This is a genomic window from Bradyrhizobium sp. SZCCHNRI1029 (assembly GCF_032487555.1).
Taxonomy (GTDB): Bacteria; Pseudomonadota; Alphaproteobacteria; order Rhizobiales; family Xanthobacteraceae; genus Bradyrhizobium.
In genome coordinates this window covers 138,756-159,437 of sequence record NZ_JAUEUK010000012.1, presented here as the reverse complement: position 1 = coordinate 159,437, position 20,682 = coordinate 138,756, and the positions used below count along the sequence as shown (strand labels likewise).

General features: G+C 67.1%; 20 protein-coding genes. 13 read left to right on the top strand and 7 right to left on the bottom strand.

The window, feature by feature from the left end:
• The first annotated feature begins 162 nt into the window (after positions 1-162).
• Together QW861_RS28745 and queG are read left to right on the top strand one after the other, a co-directional pair.
• Complete coding sequence (locus QW861_RS28745; RefSeq protein ID WP_315716854.1) at positions 163-855, top strand: glutathione S-transferase family protein; 693 nt, start codon at positions 163-165, stop codon at positions 853-855.
• Positions 804-1,988, top strand: coding sequence for a tRNA epoxyqueuosine(34) reductase QueG (gene queG / locus QW861_RS28740; RefSeq protein WP_316191544.1), 1,185 nt, complete (start codon positions 804-806; stop codon positions 1,986-1,988). The genes QW861_RS28745 and queG overlap by 52 nt, the downstream gene beginning before the upstream one ends.
• An 11-nt stretch (positions 1,989-1,999) precedes the next feature.
• Here queG and QW861_RS28735 read toward each other — a convergent pair whose 3' ends face one another.
• Positions 2,000-2,785, bottom strand: coding sequence for an alpha/beta hydrolase (locus tag QW861_RS28735; RefSeq protein WP_315716853.1), 786 nt, complete (start codon positions 2,783-2,785; stop codon positions 2,000-2,002).
• Between the two features lie 327 nt (positions 2,786-3,112).
• Between QW861_RS28735 and infC the strand changes: the two genes are divergently transcribed.
• Positions 3,113-3,652, top strand: coding sequence for a translation initiation factor IF-3 (gene infC / locus QW861_RS28730; RefSeq protein ID WP_315716960.1), 540 nt, complete (start codon positions 3,113-3,115; stop codon positions 3,650-3,652).
• Between the two features lie 90 nt (positions 3,653-3,742).
• Here infC and QW861_RS28725 read toward each other — a convergent pair whose 3' ends face one another.
• Positions 3,743-4,114, bottom strand: coding sequence for a hypothetical protein (locus tag QW861_RS28725; protein ID WP_315716852.1), 372 nt, complete (start codon positions 4,112-4,114; stop codon positions 3,743-3,745).
• Positions 4,115-4,375: 261 nt separating this feature from the next.
• On the opposite strand from QW861_RS28725, the gene rpmI reads away from it, so the two are divergent.
• From rpmI to QW861_RS28690, 7 genes are all read left to right on the top strand, one after another.
• Positions 4,376-4,576, top strand: coding sequence for a 50S ribosomal protein L35 (gene rpmI, locus QW861_RS28720; RefSeq protein WP_008539890.1), 201 nt, complete (start codon positions 4,376-4,378; stop codon positions 4,574-4,576).
• Positions 4,577-4,652: 76 nt separating this feature from the next.
• Entirely contained in the window at positions 4,653-5,012 is a 360-nt protein-coding gene (gene rplT, locus QW861_RS28715; protein WP_012040570.1) for a 50S ribosomal protein L20, read from the top strand.
• A 143-nt stretch (positions 5,013-5,155) separates the two neighbouring features.
• The gene (pheS, locus tag QW861_RS28710; RefSeq protein WP_316193800.1) at positions 5,156-6,238 is read left to right on the top strand and encodes a phenylalanine--tRNA ligase subunit alpha; all 1,083 of its coding nucleotides are present in this window, start codon (positions 5,156-5,158) and stop codon (positions 6,236-6,238) included.
• Between the two features lie 92 nt (positions 6,239-6,330).
• Positions 6,331-6,750 (top strand): endonuclease domain-containing protein, encoded by a 420-nt coding sequence (locus tag QW861_RS28705; protein WP_315716850.1) that lies wholly within the window; start codon positions 6,331-6,333, stop codon positions 6,748-6,750.
• 16 nt (positions 6,751-6,766) lie between these two features.
• Complete coding sequence (gene pheT, locus QW861_RS28700; RefSeq protein WP_316193799.1) at positions 6,767-9,175, top strand: phenylalanine--tRNA ligase subunit beta; 2,409 nt, start codon at positions 6,767-6,769, stop codon at positions 9,173-9,175.
• The gene (locus QW861_RS28695; protein WP_315750483.1) at positions 9,172-9,948 is read left to right on the top strand and encodes a sulfite exporter TauE/SafE family protein; all 777 of its coding nucleotides are present in this window, start codon (positions 9,172-9,174) and stop codon (positions 9,946-9,948) included. Before pheT ends, QW861_RS28695 begins: the two co-directional genes overlap by 4 nt.
• A 33-nt stretch (positions 9,949-9,981) precedes the next feature.
• The gene (locus QW861_RS28690; RefSeq protein WP_315750484.1) at positions 9,982-10,926 is read left to right on the top strand and encodes an MBL fold metallo-hydrolase; all 945 of its coding nucleotides are present in this window, start codon (positions 9,982-9,984) and stop codon (positions 10,924-10,926) included.
• Between the two features lie 139 nt (positions 10,927-11,065).
• Here QW861_RS28690 and QW861_RS28685 read toward each other — a convergent pair whose 3' ends face one another.
• Positions 11,066-12,478, bottom strand: coding sequence for a flavin monoamine oxidase family protein (locus QW861_RS28685; protein ID WP_316193798.1), 1,413 nt, complete (start codon positions 12,476-12,478; stop codon positions 11,066-11,068).
• 193 nt (positions 12,479-12,671) lie between these two features.
• Between QW861_RS28685 and QW861_RS28680 the strand changes: the two genes are divergently transcribed.
• Positions 12,672-13,649: a YiiX/YebB-like N1pC/P60 family cysteine hydrolase gene (locus tag QW861_RS28680; protein WP_315750486.1), complete on the top strand. Its 978-nt coding sequence runs from the start codon at positions 12,672-12,674 to the stop codon at positions 13,647-13,649.
• A 12-nt stretch (positions 13,650-13,661) separates the two neighbouring features.
• Here the strand turns inward: QW861_RS28680 and QW861_RS28675 are convergent, their stop codons facing one another.
• Positions 13,662-13,937, bottom strand: a complete 276-nt coding sequence (locus QW861_RS28675) for a metal-sensitive transcriptional regulator (RefSeq protein ID WP_315716843.1) — start codon at positions 13,935-13,937, stop codon at positions 13,662-13,664.
• Between the two features lie 46 nt (positions 13,938-13,983).
• Between QW861_RS28675 and QW861_RS28670 the strand changes: the two genes are divergently transcribed.
• On the top strand, positions 13,984-16,686 hold the full coding sequence (locus tag QW861_RS28670; RefSeq protein ID WP_316193797.1) for a heavy metal translocating P-type ATPase: 2,703 nt from the start codon (positions 13,984-13,986) through the stop codon (positions 16,684-16,686).
• Between the two features lie 76 nt (positions 16,687-16,762).
• Entirely contained in the window at positions 16,763-17,515 is a 753-nt protein-coding gene (locus tag QW861_RS28665; RefSeq protein WP_316193796.1) for a sulfate transporter family protein, read from the top strand.
• On the opposite strand, the gene QW861_RS28660 is transcribed toward QW861_RS28665, so the two are convergent.
• The 3 genes from QW861_RS28660 to QW861_RS28650 are packed head-to-tail and all read right to left on the bottom strand — an operon-like array spanning position 17,453 to position 20,624.
• A complete protein-coding gene (locus QW861_RS28660) occupies positions 17,453-19,072 on the bottom strand; it encodes a DHA2 family efflux MFS transporter permease subunit (RefSeq protein ID WP_316193795.1) in 1,620 nt (539 codons plus the stop codon). The genes QW861_RS28665 and QW861_RS28660 overlap by 63 nt on opposite strands.
• Entirely contained in the window at positions 19,069-19,575 is a 507-nt protein-coding gene (locus tag QW861_RS28655; RefSeq protein ID WP_315716838.1) for an isoprenylcysteine carboxyl methyltransferase family protein, read from the bottom strand. Before QW861_RS28655 ends, QW861_RS28660 begins: the two co-directional genes overlap by 4 nt.
• A complete protein-coding gene (locus tag QW861_RS28650; RefSeq protein ID WP_315716837.1) occupies positions 19,572-20,624 on the bottom strand; it encodes a type III polyketide synthase in 1,053 nt (350 codons plus the stop codon). The genes QW861_RS28655 and QW861_RS28650 overlap by 4 nt, the downstream gene beginning before the upstream one ends.
• Positions 20,625-20,682: the final 58 nt, after the last annotated feature.

Genomic DNA, 20,682 nt, shown 5'->3' with positions numbered 1-20,682 from the left:
GCATGACCGCCCGTCGCCCTACTGCTTACACTTTCGCCGACCATGCGCTAATGGTCCGATTCGCGAGCGCACCCGCGCGCCGGTATCGGGACGAGGCGTCGGTGCGAACCGATGGTTGATTGTTCGTTAAGCGCCGTAGCCGCGGAATCGTCGAAAGGCTCCATGTACACGCTCTACCACCATCCCTTCTGCCCGCATTCACGCTTCGTCCGGCTGGTGCTCGGCGAATACGGGCTCGATCTGCGCCTGGTGGAGGAACGCGCCTGGGAGCGCCGCGAGGCGTTTCTCGTGCTCAATCCCGCGGCCACCACGCCGGTGCTGTCGGTCGAAGGCCTGCCGCCGGTGCCCGGTGTCGGCGTGATCGCCGAATTCATCGACGAGACCTGCGGGCCCGAGATGGGTGATCGCCGGCTGATGCCGGCCTCGGCGGCCGAGCGCATCGAGGTGCGCCGGCTGATGGACTGGTTCAACACCAAGTTCTTCGAGGAGGCCTCGAACCTGCTGGTCACCGAGCGCATCTACAAGCGCTTCATGAGCGAGGAGGATGGCGGCGGGCCGCCGTCGACCGACGTGATTCGCGCCGCCAAGACCAATGTGCGCTATCATCTCGCCTATATCGGCTGGCTGGCGCAGCGGCGCAATTTCCTGGCCGGCGACCGCCTGACCTATGCCGACCTCGCCGCCGCCGCGCATCTGTCGGCGATCGACTATCTGGGCGACGTGCCATGGATCGAGGACGACGCCGCGAAGGCGTGGTACGCGCGGGTGAAGTCGCGGCCGTCGTTCCGGCCGCTGCTCTCCGACTGGCTGGCGGGCGTGCCGGCGTCGCGGACCTATGTGGATCTGGACTTCTGAGCGCCGCTAGGCCCACGCCGGAGACGTTGAAGGCGGCGCTGGCCGCCGAGGCGCAACGGCTGGGCTTCGATGTCGTCGGTATCACCGCCCCGGTCGTGAGTGCCGAACGGGCCGCTGCGTTCGAACGCTTCCTCGCCGCCGGCCAGCACGGCGACATGGACTGGCTGGCGCGCGAGCCGTCCCGCCGCACCGATCCCACCACGCTGTGGCGCGAGGTCCGCAGCATCATCATGCTCGGCGTCAATTACGGCCCCGACGAGGACCCTCGCGCGGTCCTGTCCCGGCGCAGCAATGCTGCGATTTCGGTCTATGCCCGCGGGGACGATTATCACGACGTCATCAAGAAGAACCTCAAGGCGCTCGCTCGCTGGCTGGTCGCGCAGGCCGGCTGTGATGTGAAGGTGTTCGTCGACACCGCGGCCGTCATGGAGAAGCCGCTGGCCGAAGCGGCCGGGCTCGGCTGGCAGGGCAAGCACACCAACCTGGTGTCGCGCGGCTTCGGCTCCTGGCTGTTCCTCGGCGCCATCTACACGACGCTGGCGCTGCCGGCGGACGCGCCGGAGCGGGATCATTGCGGCTCGTGCCGGGCCTGCCTCGACAGCTGCCCGACCGCGGCGTTCCCGGCCCCCTACAGCCTCGATGCGCGGCGCTGCATCTCGTATCTGACGATCGAGAACAAGGGGCCGATCCCGCGCGAGTTCCGCAAGGCGCTGGGCAACCGCATCTATGGCTGCGACGACTGCCTCGCCGCCTGTCCCTGGAACAAGTTCGCGCAGGCGGGACGCGAGGCGAAGCTGGCGGCGCGCGACGCGTTGCGCGCGCCTTCGCTGGCGGAGCTGGCGGCGCTCGACGATGCCGCGTTCCGCGCACTGTTCGCGAAATCGCCGATCAAGCGCATCGGCCGCGACCGCTTCCTGCGCAACGTGCTGATCGCGATCGGCAACTCCGGCGATGTGGCGCTGACGTCGTCAGCCGAGCGGCTGGCCGCCGATCCGAGTCCGCTGGTGCGCGGTGCCGCCGCCTGGGCGCTCGCTGGGCTGCTCGACGAGGCTGCTTACGCGCGACGTGCGGAGGCGGCGCTGACGTCGGAGACCGACGAGAGCGTCCGCGCGGAATGGCAGGCGCGATGCTGAAGCGGGCCGCGTCAGCCCATCTCGCCGACGGCGGCCAGCATACGCGTGATGTCCTGCGGACGCGACAGCCGGTGGTCCCCGTCCTGGATCATGGTCAGCACCACGTCTTCGGCCGGCAGGCGGTGGGTCAGTGCGAACGCATGCTGCCAGGGGACGTCGCGGTCCTGCGCGCCCTGCAGGATGCGCACCGGGCAGCCGACCTTGATGGCAGCGCCGAGCAGGAGATGGTTGCGCCCGTCCTCGATCAACGCCCGGGTGATGGGATAGGGCTCGCCGTACTCCGACGGACGCATCCAGACGCCGTTGGTTTCGATCTCGGTCCGGACCGCCGGCGCAAAGCCCTTCCACATCAGCTCCTCGGTGAAATCGGGCGCCGGGGCGATCAGGACCAGGCCCGCCAGCGTTGCTTCGGCCGGGTCCTTGAGCAGCTCGCGCGCCAGCAGCAGCGCCATCCAGCCGCCCATCGAGGAACCGATCACGACCTGGGGTCCGCGGCAGAATTGCCGGAACACCGCGACGCTCTCCTCGAGCCAGCGGCTGATGGTGCCGTCGACGAAGCGCCCGCCGGATTCGCCGTGCCCGGAATAGTCGAAGCGGACGCAGGCGCGGCCGCGCTCGGCGGCCCAGGCGTCGAGGGCCAGGGCCTTGGTGCCTTTCATGTCGGAATTGAAGCCACCGAGCCAGAACAGCCCGGGCGGACGGCCTGGCCGCGCCCGCACCGCGATCCGGCGCGACGATTCGCCCGCGCCGACGGCGACGAAGACGGGCGGATCGGCATTTTCTGCAGCAGGGTTCATGGATCGTTACTCGCTGTCGGGTGTTGTGTGGGCGAACCGGCCGTTTCCGTCAATCGGCGCGGCCCGACGCAGCCGCTTGCGAAAGCGCGCCGCGCACTCTATGTCCCCCGGCGGAACCACGAGGGCCCGAAAAAGCGCGAGTTTGATCGCAATTCTCGGCCGTGTGGCTTCCTTGGGGGAATGCACCGACGCGCAAGTCTCGCGCATGCGACGCAGGAGCCGCGACGACCGGGCGGAATTTCGACGCACCGGACCGTTGCGACCTTGCCCGCGAAAGCATCTTCCTTCAAACTAGCCGCCTTCTTCCACAACCTTGGAGCACTACCCATTCGCCGCCCCAATCGAGCCCCGCCCGCTGCCGTCAAAGACGGGCCGCGTACCAATGATGAGATTCGCAATGCGCAGATCCAGCTGATCGATGCCGAAGGCACCAACCGTGGTGTCGTCGAGACCGTTGTCGCGATCAAGATGGCCGCTGATGCCGGCATGGATCTGGTCGAGATTTCGCCGAACAACTCGCCTCCCGTCTGTAAGATCATGGACTACGGGAAGTACAAATATTCGGCGCAGAAGAAGGCCGCCGAGGCCCGCAAGAAGCAGAAGGTCGTCGAGATCAAGGAGATCAAGCTCCGCCCAATGATCGACGACCACGACTACGACGTGAAGATGCGCGCGATGCAGCGGTTCTTCGAAGAGGGCGACAAGGTCAAGATCACGCTGCGCTATCGCGGCCGCGAAATGGCGCACCAGGAGATCGGCACCAAGCTGCTCGACAAGGTGAAGTCCGACGTGGCGGCGTTCGCCAAGGTCGAGCAGGACGCCAGGTTCGAGGGACGTCAGGTGGTCATGGTTCTGGCGCCGCGCTAAGTCCAGCACGCCGACACCTGAAGCCGGGCCCGCCACGCGTTTGGCGGGCTTTTCTCTTGCGCCCGTCAGGACCGCTCTTGCGGGCCCGGGTCAGGACCGCGTCGCCTGCCACCGCCCCCTGCAGGTCCCGGACGAGCCTTTGCCGCTCCAGCGGCCGACGCCGGACGTGGCGCCAAGCCGGCCGGTGCCACTGGCCGAGGCACCACCCTGGGATACCCGCACGGTGACGGCGCCGCCGCGGCCAACCGAGCCGGTAATGTTGGCGGTGCTGTTCGAGAGGACCCGGCCGCCGCTGATCCGGATCGGGAAGCTGTAGCCCTGGTCGCAACTGCCGGCCTCGGTGATGATGAGCACGGTCCAGGCGCCATCGAAGCCGGCAGCGTGCGCCGGCCTTGCCGTCAGGCCCGCGAGGCCCGTCAGCAGCGCGGTCGTGAAGGCGGCGGAGATGGCGCGGCGGGTCATGGTCGATCCTCGACTGTCATGGTCGGCTGATCATGGGTCGGAATAGCCGATTCCGTGGTTCGACGTTGCCAACGGGCTTTGTCTCTGGCATAAGCGCGGCCTTCGTCGCCCGGCTGATCAAGGGCTGCCGTGGCGATATTTCTGTGCGGGTGGGTCCTCGTTTGGACCCGAAACCTGAGCACAACCAACGCTCTAACGAGCATTTTCGCCGGATGGCGCCGCTTTTGCGGGCGGCTTGCCGTTGGCATCAAGGAGAGCCAAATGCCCAAGCTGAAGACCAAATCCGGCGCCAAAAAGCGCTTCAAGGTGACTGCCACCGGCAAAGTGATGCACGCCCAGCGCGGCAAGCGCCACGGCATGATCAAGCGGACGAAGAAGCAGATCCGGCAGCTGCGCGGCACCCGCGTGCTGTTCAAGACCGACGGCGACAACGTCAAGAAGTACTTCTTGCCGAACGCCTGACCGGCCTCTCGCTTCCGAACCCTGGCCGCCTCAAAGCCGCGGCTGATCGTCATCTCTGAATCCAAGGATTTCCGGCATGTCTCGCGTCAAACGCGGTGTGACCGCCCACGCCAAGCACAAGAAAGTCTTCAAGGCCGCCAAGGGCTATTACGGCCGCCGCAAGAACACGATCCGCACCGCCAAGCAGGCCGTCGAGAAGGCCGGCCAGTATGCGTTCCGCGATCGCAAGCGCAAGAAGCGCACCTTCCGCGCGCTCTGGATCCAGCGCCTGAACGCCGCCGTGCGTCCCTTCGAGCTCACCTACAGCCGATTTATCGACGGCCTGTCGAAGTCCGGCATCACCGTCGACCGCAAGGTGCTGTCGGATCTCGCGATCAACGAGCCCGCCGCGTTCCAGGCGATCGTTGAGAAGGCCAAGGCGGCGCTCGCCGCCTGATCGCCTCCGCATCGTGAGGATTTCAAAAGCGGCCGATGCTCTCGGCCGCTTTTTGCTATCCGGCAACATGCCTGCTTTCGCTTGACCCGTGTCGCCCGCGCGGCGACAACCCAGCCGCCTTTTGTCCCGCGGAGATTTTGACCGTGTCCGACCTCGCTACGCTCGAAACCTCGATCCTCGACCAGATCGCCGCCGCCGGCGATGAGGCCGCTCTGGAAGCCGTCCGCGTCTCGGCGCTCGGCAAGAAGGGCTCGATCTCGGCGCTGCTAGCGACGCTCGGCAAGATGTCGCCGGACGAGCGCAAGACGCAAGGAGCGGCGATCAACCTCGCCAAGGACAAGGTCACGCAGGCGCTGACCGCGCGCCGCGACGTGCTCAAGGCCGCGGCGCTCGACGCGAGGCTCGCGGCCGAGACCATCGACGTCACGCTGCCGCTGCAGGATTCGCCGGCCGAGACCGGCCGCATCCATCCGCTCAGCCAGGTGATGGACGAGCTGACCACGATCTTCGCCGACATGGGCTTCTCGATCGCGGAAGGCCCGGATGTCGAGACCGACGACTACAACTTCACCAAGCTGAACTTCCCGGAAGGACATCCGGCGCGGGAGATGCACGACACGTTCTTCTTCAATCCGAAGCCGGACGGCTCGCGCATGCTGCTGCGAACCCACACCTCGCCGGTGCAGGTGCGGACCATGCTCAGCCAGAAGCCGCCGATCCGCGTGATCTGCCCGGGCCGCACCTATCGCATCGATTCGGACGCGACCCACACGCCGCAATTCCACCAGGTCGAGGGCCTCGTCATCGACAAGGGCTCGCATCTCGGTCACCTCAAATGGATCCTGCACGAGTTCTGCAAGGCGTTCTTCGAGGTCGACCACATCAACATGAAATTCCGGCCGTCGTTCTTCCCGTTCACCGAGCCGTCGCTCGAGGTCGACATCCAGTGCCGCCGCGACAAGGGCGAGATCCGCTTCGGCGAGGGCGAGGACTGGCTGGAGATTCTCGGCTGCGGCATGGTGCACCCGAACGTGCTGCGCGCCTGCGGCATCGATCCCGACGAATACCAGGGCTTCGCATGGGGCATGGGCATCGACCGCATCGCGATGCTGAAATACGGCATGAGCGACCTGCGCCAGCTGTTCGACGGCGACGTCCGCTGGCTGTCGCATTACGGCTTCAAGCCGTTGGAGGTCCCGACCTTGGCCGGAGGGCTGAGTTCGTGATGAGCCTCGCCCTCTCTCAGCAAACGCTCGAACTCCCTCTCCCGCTTGCGGGGGAGGGCTGGGGTGGGGGTCTCTCCGCGCAGGAGGTGTCGATGGACGACGAGAAGCCCATCTGGACAGTCTCGCCGAAGCTTCGAACGAATGCGCGCGCCCTCCGCCAAAACTCGACGGATGCCGAGAGAATATTATGGTCCGAGCTGCGCGGCCATCGCCTGCTCGGCGCGGGCTTTCGCCGTCAGGTCCCGATCGACCGCTACATCGTCGACTTCGTCTGCCACACCGCACGTCTCGTCATCGAGCTCGATGGCGGACAGCACTTCTCAACTGAAGGCGAACAGCGCGACGCTTCACGCTCAGCTGCGATCGAAGCCAAAGGATTTCACATCCTGCGCTTTGCCAATAACGACGTCCTGGCCAATCGCGCCGGCGTTCTTGAAACCATTGCCGCTGCCATTGCGGCGAGAGCCCCCACCCTGACCCTCCCCCGCAAGCGGGGGAGGGAACGGGACTGAATCAGCGGAAAGAGCCATGAAATTCACGCTGTCCTGGCTGAAGGACCATCTCGACACCGACGAGTCGGTCGAGACGCTCGCCAACAAGCTCACGATGATCGGCCTCGAGGTCGAGCATCTCGAGGACAAGGCGAAGCTGCTCGCGCCGTACAAAATCGCGCGCGTCGTCTCCGCCGAGCAGCACCCGAACGCCGACCGGCTGCGCGTCTGCATGGTTGACACCGGCGACGGTGGCGCGCCGGTGCAGGTGGTGTGCGGCGCGCCGAATGCGCGCGCGGGACTGGTGTCGGTGTTCTCGCCGCCGGGCACCTACATCCCCGGCAAGAACATCACGCTGTCGGTCGGCACGATCCGCGGCGTCGAGAGCCGCGGCATGCTGTGCTCGGCGGCCGAGCTGCAGATCTCCGACGATCACGACGGCATCATGGAGCTGCCGGCGGATGCGCCGATCGGCACCCCCTACGCCGAATGGGCCGGGCTCGGCGATCCCCAATTCGAGATCAACCTGACGCCGAACCGCCAGGACTGCACCGGCGTGCACGGCATCGCCCGCGACCTCGCCGCCGCCGACATGGGCAAGCTGAAAGATCCCGGCATCAAGCCGATCAGAGGCGAATTCCCTTGCCCCGTGAAGGTCAAGGTCGAAGACGAGAAGCTATGTCCCGGCTTCGCGCTGCGACTGGTGCGCGGCGTCAAGAACGGCCCGTCGCCGAAGTGGCTGCAGCAGCGCCTCACATCGATCGGCCTACGCCCGATCAACGCGCTGGTCGACATCACCAACTACATGACCTTCGACCGCGCGCGTCCGCTGCACGTGTTCGACGCCAAGAAGGTGAAGGGCAATCTGGTCGTCCGCCGCGCGCGTGACGGCGAGACCCTGCTCGCGCTCGACGGCCGTACCTACACGCTCGACCATTCGATGTGCGTCATCGCCGACGATTCCGGCGTCGAATCGCTCGCCGGCATCATGGGCGGCGAGGCTTCGGGCTGCGATGAAGGCACCACCGACGTGCTGATCGAATCGGCGCTGTGGAACGAGATCAACATCGCCCAGACCGGCCGCAAGCTCGGCATCAATTCCGACGCGCGCTACCGTTTCGAGCGCGGCGTCGATCCGGCCTTCATGGTGCCGGGCCTGGAGATGGCGACCAAGCTCGTGCTCGACCTGTGCGGCGGCACGCCATCGGAGACTGTCGTCGTCGGCAATCCGTTCGGCGATGACCGCATCGTCGACTTCCCGTTGACCGAGGTGAAGCGGCTGGCGGGCATCGAGGTGCCGCTGACCGAGATGCGGCGGATCCTGACGCATCTCGGCTTCGTGGTCGCCGGCAACGGCCCCGTCGTGAAGGTCGCGGTGCCGTCCTGGCGCAGCGACGTGCACGGCAAGGCCGATATCGTCGAGGAAGTCGTGCGCATCGTCGGCGTCGACAAGGTGCCGATGACGCCGTTCGAGCGCGGCGACGCCCCGCGCAAGCCGGTGCTGACGCCACTGCAATTGCGCACGCGGCGCGCCAAGCGCGCGCTGGCCGCGCGCGGCATGGTCGAAGCCGTGACGTGGTCATTCATCTCCAAGCCGGCCGCCGAATTGTTCGGCGGCGGCAAGGCCGAGCTCGCTCTCGCCAATCCGATCGCGGCCGATCTCTCGGACATGCGCCCAAGCCTGTTGCCGGGCCTGACCGCGACGGTGCAGGCCAATGCCGATCGCGGCTTCGGCGATGCGGCGATCTTCGAGGTCGGGCAGGTCTTCAAGGGCGATCGCCCCACGGATCAGTTCGTGGCCGCGAGCGGCATCCGCCGCGGCATCGCGCCGGCGAAGGGACTCGGCCGGCACTGGACCGGATCGCAGCCGGCCAGTGCCTACGACGCCAAGGCCGATGCGCTCGCGGTGCTCGCGGCGGCCGGCGCGCCGATGGCCTCGCTGCAGATCGTCGCCGGCGGGCCGGCCTGGATGCATCCGGGGCGCTCCGGCACGATCCAGATGGGCCCGCAGAACGTGCTCGGGCATTTCGGCGAGCTGCATCCGCGCACGCTGGAGGCGCTGAAGGCGGACGGGCCGCTGGTCGCCTTCGAGGTGATCCTGGATCGCATTCCGGCGGCCAAGGCGAAGCCGACCCGCGCCAAGCCGGTGCTGGAGCTCTCGGCATTCCAGCCGGTGTCGCGCGACTTCGCCTTCATCGTCGATCGCAAGGTCAAGGCCGGCGACATCGTCCGCGCCGCGCAGGGCGTCGACAAGAGGCTGATCACCGATGTCACCGTGTTCGACGTCTACGAGGGCAAGGGCATCGAGGACGGCAAGAAGTCGATCGCGATCGCCGTGACCCTGCAGCCACGCGACAAGACCATGACCGACGAGGAGATCGACGCGGTCGCGGCGAAGATCACGGCCGACGTGGCCAAGAAGACCGGCGGCACGTTGCGCGGATGAGCCTCTCCGGGCTCATCCCTGCCGATCTCAGCCTGTTCGCGACGATCGCGCTGGCGATCGTCGCCTTCATTGCCGCAACCGCGCGCGGCTTCTCCGGCTTCGGCGCCGCGCTGATCTTCATGCCGCTGGCGAGCAGCTTTGCGACGCCCCGTCTCGTTGCGCCCCTCCTGCTCGTGATCGATTTCGTCTCGATGGCCCCGATGGTGGCGCCGGCCTGGCGCGAGGCCGACCGCAAGGCCACCGCGGTGATCGTCGCGGGTGCGCTGGTCGGCGTGCCCGTGGGCACCTATTTCCTCAGCCGGCTGGACCCGGTCACCGTCCGCTGGATCATCACCGGTTTCGTGATCGGGCTGCTTGCGCTGCTGCTGTCCGGCTGGCGCTATCGCGGCAGGGAGTACACCGCGCTGTCGGTCGTTGTCGGCTGCATCTCCGGATTCTGCAGCGGACTGGCGCAGACCGGGGGGCCGCCGATCGTCGGCTACTGGCTGGGACGCCCGATCCCGCCAAAGATCGCACGGGCGAACATCGTGCTGTTCTTCGGCGCATCGGACTTCTTCGCGATGGTGAGCTACGCAATGAGCGGGCTGATCACCTGGGATTCGCTGAAGCTTTCGCTGCTGATCGGGCCGGTCTACGCGCTCGGTGTCGCGTTCGGCGCGTCGCTGTTCGGCCGCGCCAGCGAGCAGGTGTTCCGCGCCATCTGCTATGCGCTGATCGCAATCGCCGTGATCGCCGGCCTGCCGGCCCTCGACGGCGTGCTCGGGCGGGGTTAGCCTTCCTGCAACGAAGCAGATTGGGAGGTCACCGTGATCCATCGGCGAACAATGCTCAAGCTCGCGCTGGGAACGGCCGGCGCCATCGCGGCGCCCGCGGCGTTCGCGCAAGGCGCAAAGACCGGCACGCGGATGGTCTTCCTCGGCACCAAGGGCGGCCCGCGCGTCGGCGTCGGCGCTTCGAATCCGGCCAATCTCGTCGTCGTCAACGGCACGCCGTTCGTGATCGATTGCGGCATGGGCGTCAGCCGTCAGCTCGTCAGCGCTGGGGTTCCGATCCCATCGATCAAGTACATCCTGATCAGCCATCACCATTCCGATCACAATCTCGAATACGGCAATCTGTTCTACAACGCCTGGGCCGCAGGATTGTCGACGCCGATCCAGTCGTTCGGACCGAAGGGCCTGGAGGCGATGACCAGGAGCTTCTGGGAAACCAACAAGTTCGACGTCGACACCCGCATCGCGGATGAAGGCCGGCCAGATCCGCGACCACTCCTGGTCGCGAAGGATATCGACGCGGACGGCGTCGTGCTGAAGACGGCGGACGTGACGGTGACCGCGTTCCGCACGCCACATCCGCCGATCACCGACAACTTCGCGTACAAGTTCGAGACGCCCGAGGGCACGATCGTGTTCTCGAGCGACACGGCCTATAACCCGAAGCTTGCAGAGTTTGCCAAGGGCGCAGACGTGCTCGTGCATGAATGCCTCTATGTGCCCGCGGTCGATCGGCTGGTCGCCAAGACGAAGAACGGCTCGACGCTGAAGAAGCACCTGCTCGACAGTCACACGACCACGGAAGACGTCGGACGCATCGCCGCGGCTGCAGGCGTGAAGGTGCTGGTGCTCAGCCACTTCGTGCCCGGTGATGATCCCGAAGTGACGGACGAGGACTGGACGCGGGACGTGAAGAAGAACTACACGGGCCGCATCGTGGTCGCGAAAGACCTGATGGAATTGAAGCTGCCGGTGTAGCCAAGGCTGGGCGTGCTTCAATCGGCAGCTCGCCTGCATCAGCCGTAGGGTGGGCAAAGGCGCAGCCGTGCCATTTCAACGCTTGAGATCGCAGTTGCGCCGTGCCCACCCTCTTGCTGATGAGCTTGCGGATCGACGGTCAATCCTCCGGCGATGCCGAGCGCACCTTGCCGCGACGGCGCGGTCGTTGCCGCTCACTGCTCGGCTCCGGCTCAGCGTCCTTGATCGCGCCGATCCTGCGCAGCGCGGCTTCCGCGGCGCGCTCGCCGGAGTCCCAGGCGCCGTCGACCGTGCCCCACAGCGTTTCGTGCGTGGCCTCTCCCGCAAGAAACAGCGGACCCAAGGGCTCGCCCAATATTTTGCGGGCGCCCTGGCTGCCGGGCGTGGCCGCCGACATCGCGCCGAGCACGCCCGGCGCCAGGTTCCAGCGCGTCGCTGCGGACGACTTCACCGCTGCGGCGGCCTCACTTCCAAACAGCTTGCCTATCCACTCCCTGGCGAAGTCGACCATCGCCGCCTCGCCCTGCGCTGATAGTTCGCGGCCGAAGGCGCCGGCAACATCGACGGTACAAAACGACGATCCGCCGATATTGGCAAGCAGCAGACCTGTGCGACTGGAATTGCTCTGCTCGATGATGACCTCGTCCCGCGACAGGCCGAGCGGATTGCCCGCCAGCATCAGCGCAATGTGATCATAGCTGCCGAGGCTGAGCTTCGCGGCGGCGTCGAGCTGCCGCTTGGGCAGCTCGGGCGCGAACTTGATGGCGCCTGATGTCAGCACGTTGGTCGACACCGTGAGGATGACGGCGCGCGCCGCGATTCGCCCCGCCGGCGTTTCCACCGCGACGTCGCGGTTGGCCCACACGACGCGCGTTGCTGGAGTCGACAGCGACAACGGCAACGATTCGCCGAGCCTGGCGATGAACGTGCCCAGCCCCTGGCGGCAGGCCAGCGGCGCGCTGCGATCCTGCGCACGCGCCTTGTCCATCGCGGAGAGATCGGCGAGATCCTTCCCGGTCGCGCTGGCGCCGAGCACGAACGCGGTGGTGCTGGTCCAGTCGCCCAGATCTTTCGGCAGCGCCGCGGCGCAGGAGGTATCGAGCTTGCCGCGCGCCGCCTCGTCGATGGCGCGATTGGCGCGCACCAGCCCCGCCAGGAACTGCTCGGTCTCGCCGGGCCGCGCATTGCGCCGGCCGACGCGGATCTTCTGCCCGACGGGAGCCGCGACGAGATCGAGTCCGAGACCGCGCGCGAGCCTGCTGATGGGATTGCCGTCGGCGTTGAGCAGCCAGCGGGCGCCGCGATCGAACGGCACGCCGAAGGTGGCTGCATCCGTGCGGCAACGGCCGCCGAGCTGTGGCGCGGCCTCCAGCACCACGACCTTGCGATTGGCCGCGACGATGCGGCGGGCCGCGGCGATTCCCGCCGCACCCGCCCCGATCACGACAATGTCAGCCTCTCGTGGAACAGCCGCCTGCGCGGCGCGGCCGGCGATGGGCAGCACGGCCAGCGCCGCGGAAGCGGAGAGGAAGCCGCGGCGCGTGACATTCATGACATGGTTTCCGAAAGCTTTGAACCAAACGAATACCCGCGAATTTGCCGCATCTGCCGCGCTGCGGCAACCGGGATGGTAAACGTGATACCGTGCAGAACGCGTCCACTATGAACCAAATTGCAACCGCAATCGACCATCATGGAAGAAGGGAAAAAAACCGGCGACCGGCCAAGGTCGCCCGGGGAGCGTTATGGGTATCGTGCTTGATCAGATCGGCAAGCTGATTGCCGCCTATCTCCAGAAGGAGATCCCCGGCTATGAGCCGTTCACGCCGAGCGATCCGGACTATCTGCGCAAGGACGTCCAGCCCGGCGACGTGCTGCTCGTCGAGGGCAACAGCCGCATCTCCGGCATCATCAAATACCTCACGCAGTCGACCTGGTCGCACGCCGCGCTCTATGTCGGACCGATCGACGGCGCCGTCGAGCCCGACGGCGAGCCGCATGTGCTGGTCGAGGCCTATGTCGGCGACGGCGTGATCTCGGCGCCGCTGTCGAAATATTTCGCCTATCACACCCGTGTGTGCCGTCCGGTCGGCCTGACCTATGAGGACCGGCACACGGTGTGCCGCTACGCCATCAATCGCATCGGCTTCGGCTACGACACCAAGAACATCATCGACCTGATGCGCTATCTGATCCCGATGCCGATTCCGCAACGCTGGCGGCGGCGCATGATCGCGCTGGGCTCGGGCGATCCGACCAAGATGATTTGCTCGGCGCTGATCGCGCAGGCCTTCGATGCGGTGCGCTACCCGATCCTGCCCAAGATCACGCGGGCGCCATCGCGGCGCGCCAAGCGCGAGATCCTGCACATCCGTGATTCCTCGCTCTACATGCCGCGCGACTTCGACATCTCGCCCTATTTCGAGATCGTCAAGCCGACCATCGTCAATGGATTCGACTACACGACGCTGCATTGGGCCGACAAGCAGAAGCCGCTCGCGGAGGTAGCGGGCGAGTTCGCCGTGTTTCCAGGAGCCATCACAGCGCCGCCGCTCGTTCCTGAGACGGCTGACGAAGAGGCGACGCAGCAGGTTACGGCTGAGGAAATAGTTGCGAAGCTCGGCGAACGGCTCGTGGTCAACGAGCATTTTCTCGTCGCCGAGCCGGTACGAAACGTCGCGCCACGTCCGACCGCACGCCGCCGCAACAAGGTGGCGGTCTGAGCTGGGCTGACCTCAGCGATCCGACCGGCCGATCACATCCATCAACTCCGCGATCTTCTGCCGTTGATCGGCCTTGTCGCCCGATGCGATGGCGTGCTCGACGCAATGGGCGACGTGGTCGCGCAAAATCTCCTCCTCGACCCGGCGCAACGCCGCCCGCACAGCGGAGATCTGGGTGACGATGTCGATGCAGTAGCGGTTGTCCTCGACCATTTTCGACAGGCCCCTGACCTGCCCTTCGATCCGACTCAAACGTTTCTGACAGGATGTCTTGATGTCCTCGCGCATGGAGCCTATATACCCCTACAGGGTATAGGTTTCAAGAGGCTGAGCGATGTCGGAAACCAGACACGAGCATGGCGTCGCGGCGGGCGGCGAGGGCGGATGCGGCTGTGGATCGCGCGCGCGCGCGGTGGAAACCGGACACGAACAGGCATCCGCGGACAGTTGTTGCAGCGATCGTGCCGGCGCGGCGCCTGCCAGCGCTTCGGGCGCCTGCTGCGGCGGCTCGAACCACGCCGCGCCTGAACCAGCGAAGGCAACGGATCCGGTCTGCGGCATGTCGGTCGATCCCGCGACCTCGAAGCATCGCTTCGAGCATCAGGGACAGACCTTCCATTTCTGCTCCGCCGGCTGCCGCACCAAGTTCGCCGCCGATCCGGCCAAGTATCTCGCAGCCGCCGTTTCACCGGCAGCCACGGGGTCGTGCTGCGGCGGCCACGATCATCACGCGCATCAGCATGGCGAGACGGCAAAGGTCATCGATCCCGTCTGCGGCATGAGCGTCGATCCCGCGACCTCGAAGCATCGCTTTGAACACGCGGGTCACACGTTCCATTTCTGCTCGGCCGGCTGCCGTACCAAGTTCGCGGCCGAGCCGGACAAATATCTCGGCGAACGCGAGCCGCCGCCGGAGATGCCGGCGGGCACGATCTACACCTGCCCGATGCATCCCGAGATACGTCAGGAAGGCCCGGGTACCTGCCCGATCTGCGGCATGGCGCTGGAGCCCGACGTCATCAGCCTCGACGATGCGCCCAATCCCGAGCTCGCCGACATGACGCGACGATTCTGGATCGGCGCTGTGCTGGCAGCCCCAGTGGTCGTGCTGGAGATGGGCGGCCACCTCGTCGGCGGCCACGGCCTGATCGATCCCGTGCTGTCGAACTGGATCCAGTTCGCGCTGGCGACGCCGGTCGTGCTGTGGGCCGGCTGGCCGTTCTTCGTGCGCGGCTGGCAGTCGGTCCAGACCCGCAATCTCAACATGTTCACCTTGATCGCGATGGGCACGGGCGTCGCCTATGTCTACAGCGTCATCGCGACCGTCGCGCCGCAGGCGTTTCCGCCGGCGTTCCGCGGCCATGGCGGCGCGGTGGCGGTGTATTTCGAGGCGGCCTCGGTCATCACCATTCTCGTCCTGCTCGGCCAGGTGCTGGAGCTGCGCGCACGCGAGGCAACGTCGGGCGCGATCAAGGCGCTGCTGCAGCTGGCGCCGAAGACGGCGCGGCGGCTCGACGCCGACGGCAACGATCATGAGGTGGAGATCGCCGAGCTCGCGGTCGGCGATCGCCTGCGTGTGCGCCCGGGCGAGAAGGTGCCGGTCGACGGCATCATTCTCGAAGGCCGCTCGTCGCTCGACGAATCGCTCGTCACCGGCGAGTCGATGCCGGTGACCAAGGACGAGGGCGAGCGCGTCATCGCGGGCACCTTGAACCAGACCGGCAGCTTCGTGATGCGCGCCGACAAGGTCGGCCGCGAGACCCTGTTGTCGCAGATCGTGCAGATGGTCGCCGATGCGCAGCGCTCGCGCGCGCCGATCCAGCGCCTCGCCGATCAGGTCGCGGGCTGGTTCGTGCCGATGGTGATCGCTGCTGCCATTGCCGCCTTCGTCGCGTGGTACGCGTTCGGTCCCGAGCCGCGCTTCGCCTTCGGCCTCGTCGCCGCCGTGAGCGTGCTGATCATCGCCTGTCCCTGCGCGCTCGGTCTTGCGACGCCGATGTCGATCATGGTCGGGGTCGGCCGCGGCGCCCAGGCCGGCGTGCTGATCAAGAGCGCCGAGGCGCTGGAGCGGATGGAGAAGGTCGATACGCTGGTCGTCGACAAGACCGGCACCCTGACCGAGGGCAAGCCGAGGGTGACCAGCATCGTCACCGCTCAGGGCTTCGACGAGGCCGACGCGCTGCGGCTGGCCGCCAGCGTCGAGCGCGCCAGCGAGCATCCGCTGGCCGAGGCCATCGTCCGGCATGCCGCGGAGCGCAACATCAAGCTCGCCGACGTCAAGAACTTCGACGCGCCGACCGGCAAGGGCGCGCGCGGCGAGGTCGACGGCAAGGCCATCGTACTCGGCAATGCGACCTATCTCGCCTCGCTCGGCATCATCACCGATACGCTCGGCGTCGAGAGCAAGCGGCTGCGCGAAGAGGGCGCCACCGTGATCACGATGGCCGTCGACGGCAAGCCGTCTGCGCTGTTTGCGGTCGCCGATCCGGTCAAGGCGTCGACGCCGGAGGCGCTGAAGGCACTCGCGGCCGACGGCATCAAGGTGATCATGCTGACCGGCGACAACCGCACCACCGCCACCGCGGTCGCGCGCAAGATCGGCATCACCGAGGTCGAGGCCGAGGTGCTGCCCGAGCAGAAGAGCGCCGTGGTCGCGCGTCTGCGCGCCAGCGGCAAGATCGTCGCGATGGCCGGCGACGGCGTCAACGATGCGCCGGCGCTCGCCGCGGCCGACGTCGGCATCGCCATGGGCACCGGCACCGACGTTGCGATGGAGAGCGCCGGCATCACGCTGCTGCAGGGCGACCTCGGCGGTATCGCGCGGGCGCGAAAACTGTCGGCGGCGACGATGCGCAACATCCGCCAGAACCTGTTCTTCGCGTTCATCTACAACGCCGCCGGCATCCCGATCGCCGCCGGCATCCTCTACCCCGTGTTCGGCATCCTGTTGTCGCCGATCATCGCGGCCGCCGCGATGTCGCTGTCGTCGGTCAGCGTGGTCGGCAACGCGCTGCGGCTGCGGGCGACCGATCTTTGATACGATGCCGGCGGACTTGCCGAAGCCCGCCGGCATGTCTACCTCTGCCGCGGGCTTTGCAGCGAGGGACCCCGCCATGATCGACGCCGCCATCAAGGCGATTTCGCAGATTCTGTCGCCGCCGATGCGCTCGATCCTGTGGCGCTCGATCGGGCTGGCGCTGGTGCTGGTCACGGTGCTCGCGATCGGGCTGCAGCGGCTCCTGACTTGGCTCGCGACTGCCGGCGAGGGCTGGGCGGAGGCCATGCTCGGGCCGAACTCGCACGGCACGCTCGAGGTGCTGACCTGGATCATCTCGATCGCCGCCGGCTTCGGCGTCGTGTTCGGCGGCATCATGCTGATGCCGGCAATCACCTCGGTGATCGCGAGCCTGTTCGTCGACGACGTCGCCGACCTTGTCGAGCGCGAGCATTATCCGGCCGAGCGCCCCGGCGTCGCCCTGCCATTCGGCGTCGCCATCATCGAGGGCCTCAAGGCCGCCGGCCTCACCATCCTGGTCTACCTGGTCGCCCTGCCCTTCGTGTTCCTCGCCGGCGCCGGCTTCGTGATCTTCTTCCTCGCCACGGCCTGGCTACTCGGCCGCGAATATTTCGAGCTCGCCGCGATGCGCTTCCGGCCGCCGGCGGAGGCCAAGGCGATGCGGCGCGACAATGCGATCACGGTGTTCACCGCGGGGCTGATCATCGCGGCCTTCGTCACCATCCCGATCGTGAACCTGGCGACGCCGCTGTTCGGCATGGCCTTCATGGTCCACCTGCACAAGCGCCTATCCGGACCGCGGCCCGAGCTGATCGAGCCGTCGCCGGAGCGCCGGCTGCGCAGCCTCTAGCGCCATCATCCGCGGCGACAGGCTCGTCGCCTTGCTGCGGGCGAAGGGGATCAGCAGGAAGCCGAGCAGCGCGACACCAGCGAGCAGCGACCAGGCCTCGTTGACGCACAGCGCCAGCGAGGCCTTCTCCACCAGCGGCCGGACATAGGCGATCGCCTGCTCCTCCGAGATGCCGCGCGGCCGGTTGCGCAGCAGCTCCGGCGCGAGCCCGATTGCCTTGGCCGCCGCGGTATCGCCGGCCAGCAGGCGGTCGCGAAACGCCTGGGCATGCATGGCGACGCGGCCATAGATGATGGTGTCGATCAGCGCGATGCCGATGGCGCCGCCGAGATTACGCATCAGGTTGAACAGCCCGCTGGCGTCGGCGACCTCGGCCTGTGGCAGGTCGCCGAGCGCGATCCGCGTCGGCGGCAGCAGGCAGAACATGATGCCGACGCCGCGCACCACCTGCGGCCAGAACATCTCCTGATAGTCGGCGGTCGGCGGCTGGAACGCGCTCGCGGCCAGACCGGAGCCGAACAGCACGAAACCGAACGCCGTCAGGAGACGCGCGTCGACCTTGCCGTCCAGCGCCGTCACCAGCGGAGCGGCGATCAGTTGCGCCACGCCGGTGACCAGCATGATCTTGCCGATCTCGAACGCATCGTGGCCGCGCACGAAGGCGAGGAACACCGGCATCAGATACACCGAGCCGAACAGCCCGATGCCCAGACAGAAGCTCGACAGGCAGCCGAGCGTGAACGACCGCCGCTGAAAGCTGCCGAGCCGCAGGATCGGATGCGGTGAGGTCAGCAGGCGCTGGACGAGCAAGGTGAGGCACGACGCGCTCAGCACCAGGAACGCGATGCAGTTCGACGACAGCCAGCCGCCCTTCGGCGCCTCCTTCAGCCCGAGCTCGAGGCTGGCCAGGGACACTGCGAGCAGCAGCAGCGCAAACAGGTCGAGCTTGTCGAGCTCCGCGAGGTCCATGCGCTGCTTCGGCAGCAGGCCGGGCGTCGCCAGCGCGGCGACGAGGCCGGGCGCGATGTTGATCAGGAACAGCCAGGGCCACGACCAGGTGTTGGTGATGAAGCCGCCGACGACCGGGCCGATGGTCGGCGCGAGCACCGCGACCACGCCGCCGATCGTCGTCGCGACCGCGTGCAGGCGCGGTGGAAACAGCAGGAACACGGCGGAGAACACGACCGGAATCAAGAGACCACCGAAGAAGCCCTGCAGCACGCGGAACGCCAGCAGCGTGTGAAAATCGCCGCTGAACGCGCAACCGAGCGAGGCGGCGGTGAAGATGCCGACGGCGCCGACGAACAGCCAGCGCAACGTGAACACCCGCGTGAGCAGCCCGGTGAGCGGAATGGCGATGATCTCGGCGATCAGATACGCCGTCTGGATCCAGCTCATCGCCTCCGGCGTGATGCCGAGCGCCTCCTGGATGGTCGGCAGCGACGTCGCCACCACCTGGATGTCCAGGATCGCCATGAACATGCCGACGCACATCAGGATGAAGCCGAGCCAGGTGGCGAGGCTCGGACGATCCTGCGGCGCGGCCGATGCGCTCATGCGGTCTGGCCGCCGCCGATGCCGGTGAGTGCTTCCGATTCGGCGCGGATGCGGATGAACAGCACCGCCGCATTCAGGCCGGAGAAGATCAGGGCGATCAGTGGCAGATGCAGCGCCAGCGGCAGCAGCGCGATCTCGGCTGCGACCACCAGATAGTTCGGATGCGAGATGTAACGATAGGGACCATCGGTGACGAGGGGCGCCCCCGGCAGGATGATGATGCGCGTCGTCCAGCGCGGACCGAGCGTCGCCAGCACCCACCAGCGCAGCCCCTGCAGCAGCACGAAGCCGCTCAAGAGCCACGGGTCGACCTCCTGGTCGGCGCCGAGCAGCCACAGCGATACCAGCCAAGCCGCATGCATCGAGATCATCAGCGGATAATGATCCGCCCCGACCTCGACCGCGCCCATGGCGCGCAGGCGCTTGGTGTTGTGGCGGGCGAGCACGAGCTCGCCGAGCCGCTGCATGGTGACGAGGGCGAGGACGAAGGCGGCGAAGGTCATGCGGCGTGCCTCAATGAAACGCAGCTTGCGGTGAACCCAGGTCCGAGCGCAGTGAGCACCGAGCGCGGCGGCAAGCCCCGGGCGCGGGCGCGCTCCAGCACGAACAGCACCGTCGGCGCGGACATGTTGCCGTAGTCGGCGATGATCTCGCGCTCATGATCCAGCGTGCCCTGATCCAGCGACAGCGCGCGCTCCAGCGCCGTGATCACCTTGGCGCCGCCGGGATGGCAGACGAAGCGGTCGACGTCGGCAGGCGCGAGCTTCATCCGGTCCAGGATCTCGTTGACCGCGGGGCCCATGTTCTCGGTGACGAAGTCCGGAATGGTGCGCTGGAAGATCACGCCAAAACCTTCGGGATCGACGCTCCAGCCCATGATGTCGAGCGTATCGGGCCACAGCTTCTCGCCGGTCGCCTCGACGCGGATAGCGCCGCCATCGCCGGCGCGCAGGATCGCGGCCGCCGCGCCATCGCCGAACAGGCTCAGCGCGACGATGTTGGCCTTCGTCAACTCATCATGGCGGACAGCCAGTGTGCACAGTTCGAAGGTCACCAGCAGCACGTTGGTGCCGGGCCGGGCCTGCGCCAGGCGCGCGGCGATCGACAGGCCCGAGACGCCGCCGGCGCAGCCAAGCCCGAACACCGGCACGCGCGACACGTCCGCGCGAAAACCCAGGCGGCCGGCGACGCGCGCTTCCAAGGTCGGCGTCGCGATGCCGGTCGAGCTCACGGTGACGATGGTGTCGATGTCGGCGGCGTTGAGATCGGCCTGCGCAAGCGCCTTGTTCGCCGCGTCGACGAACAGCGCCTCGGCGCCTTCGAGATAGGCTTCGGTGCGCTCCGGCCAGCCGCGCCGCTCCATGTACCATTCGATCGGCTTGACGCCGTAGCGCTGGCGGATGCCGGTGTTGGCGAACAGGCTCGCCATCGTGTCGAACTGCGGAAAGCGCGGCGCCAGCACCACGCGGGCGGCCTCCATCACTTCGTTCTGGCGAAACTGATGCGGTGGCACCGAGGTCGCGAGCGACACGAGTGCGGCAGTGTTGTCCATGCGGCTGATCCTTCAACGTCCCGGCGCAGAAAGGTCCGAGAACGCGGGAATCGTCACG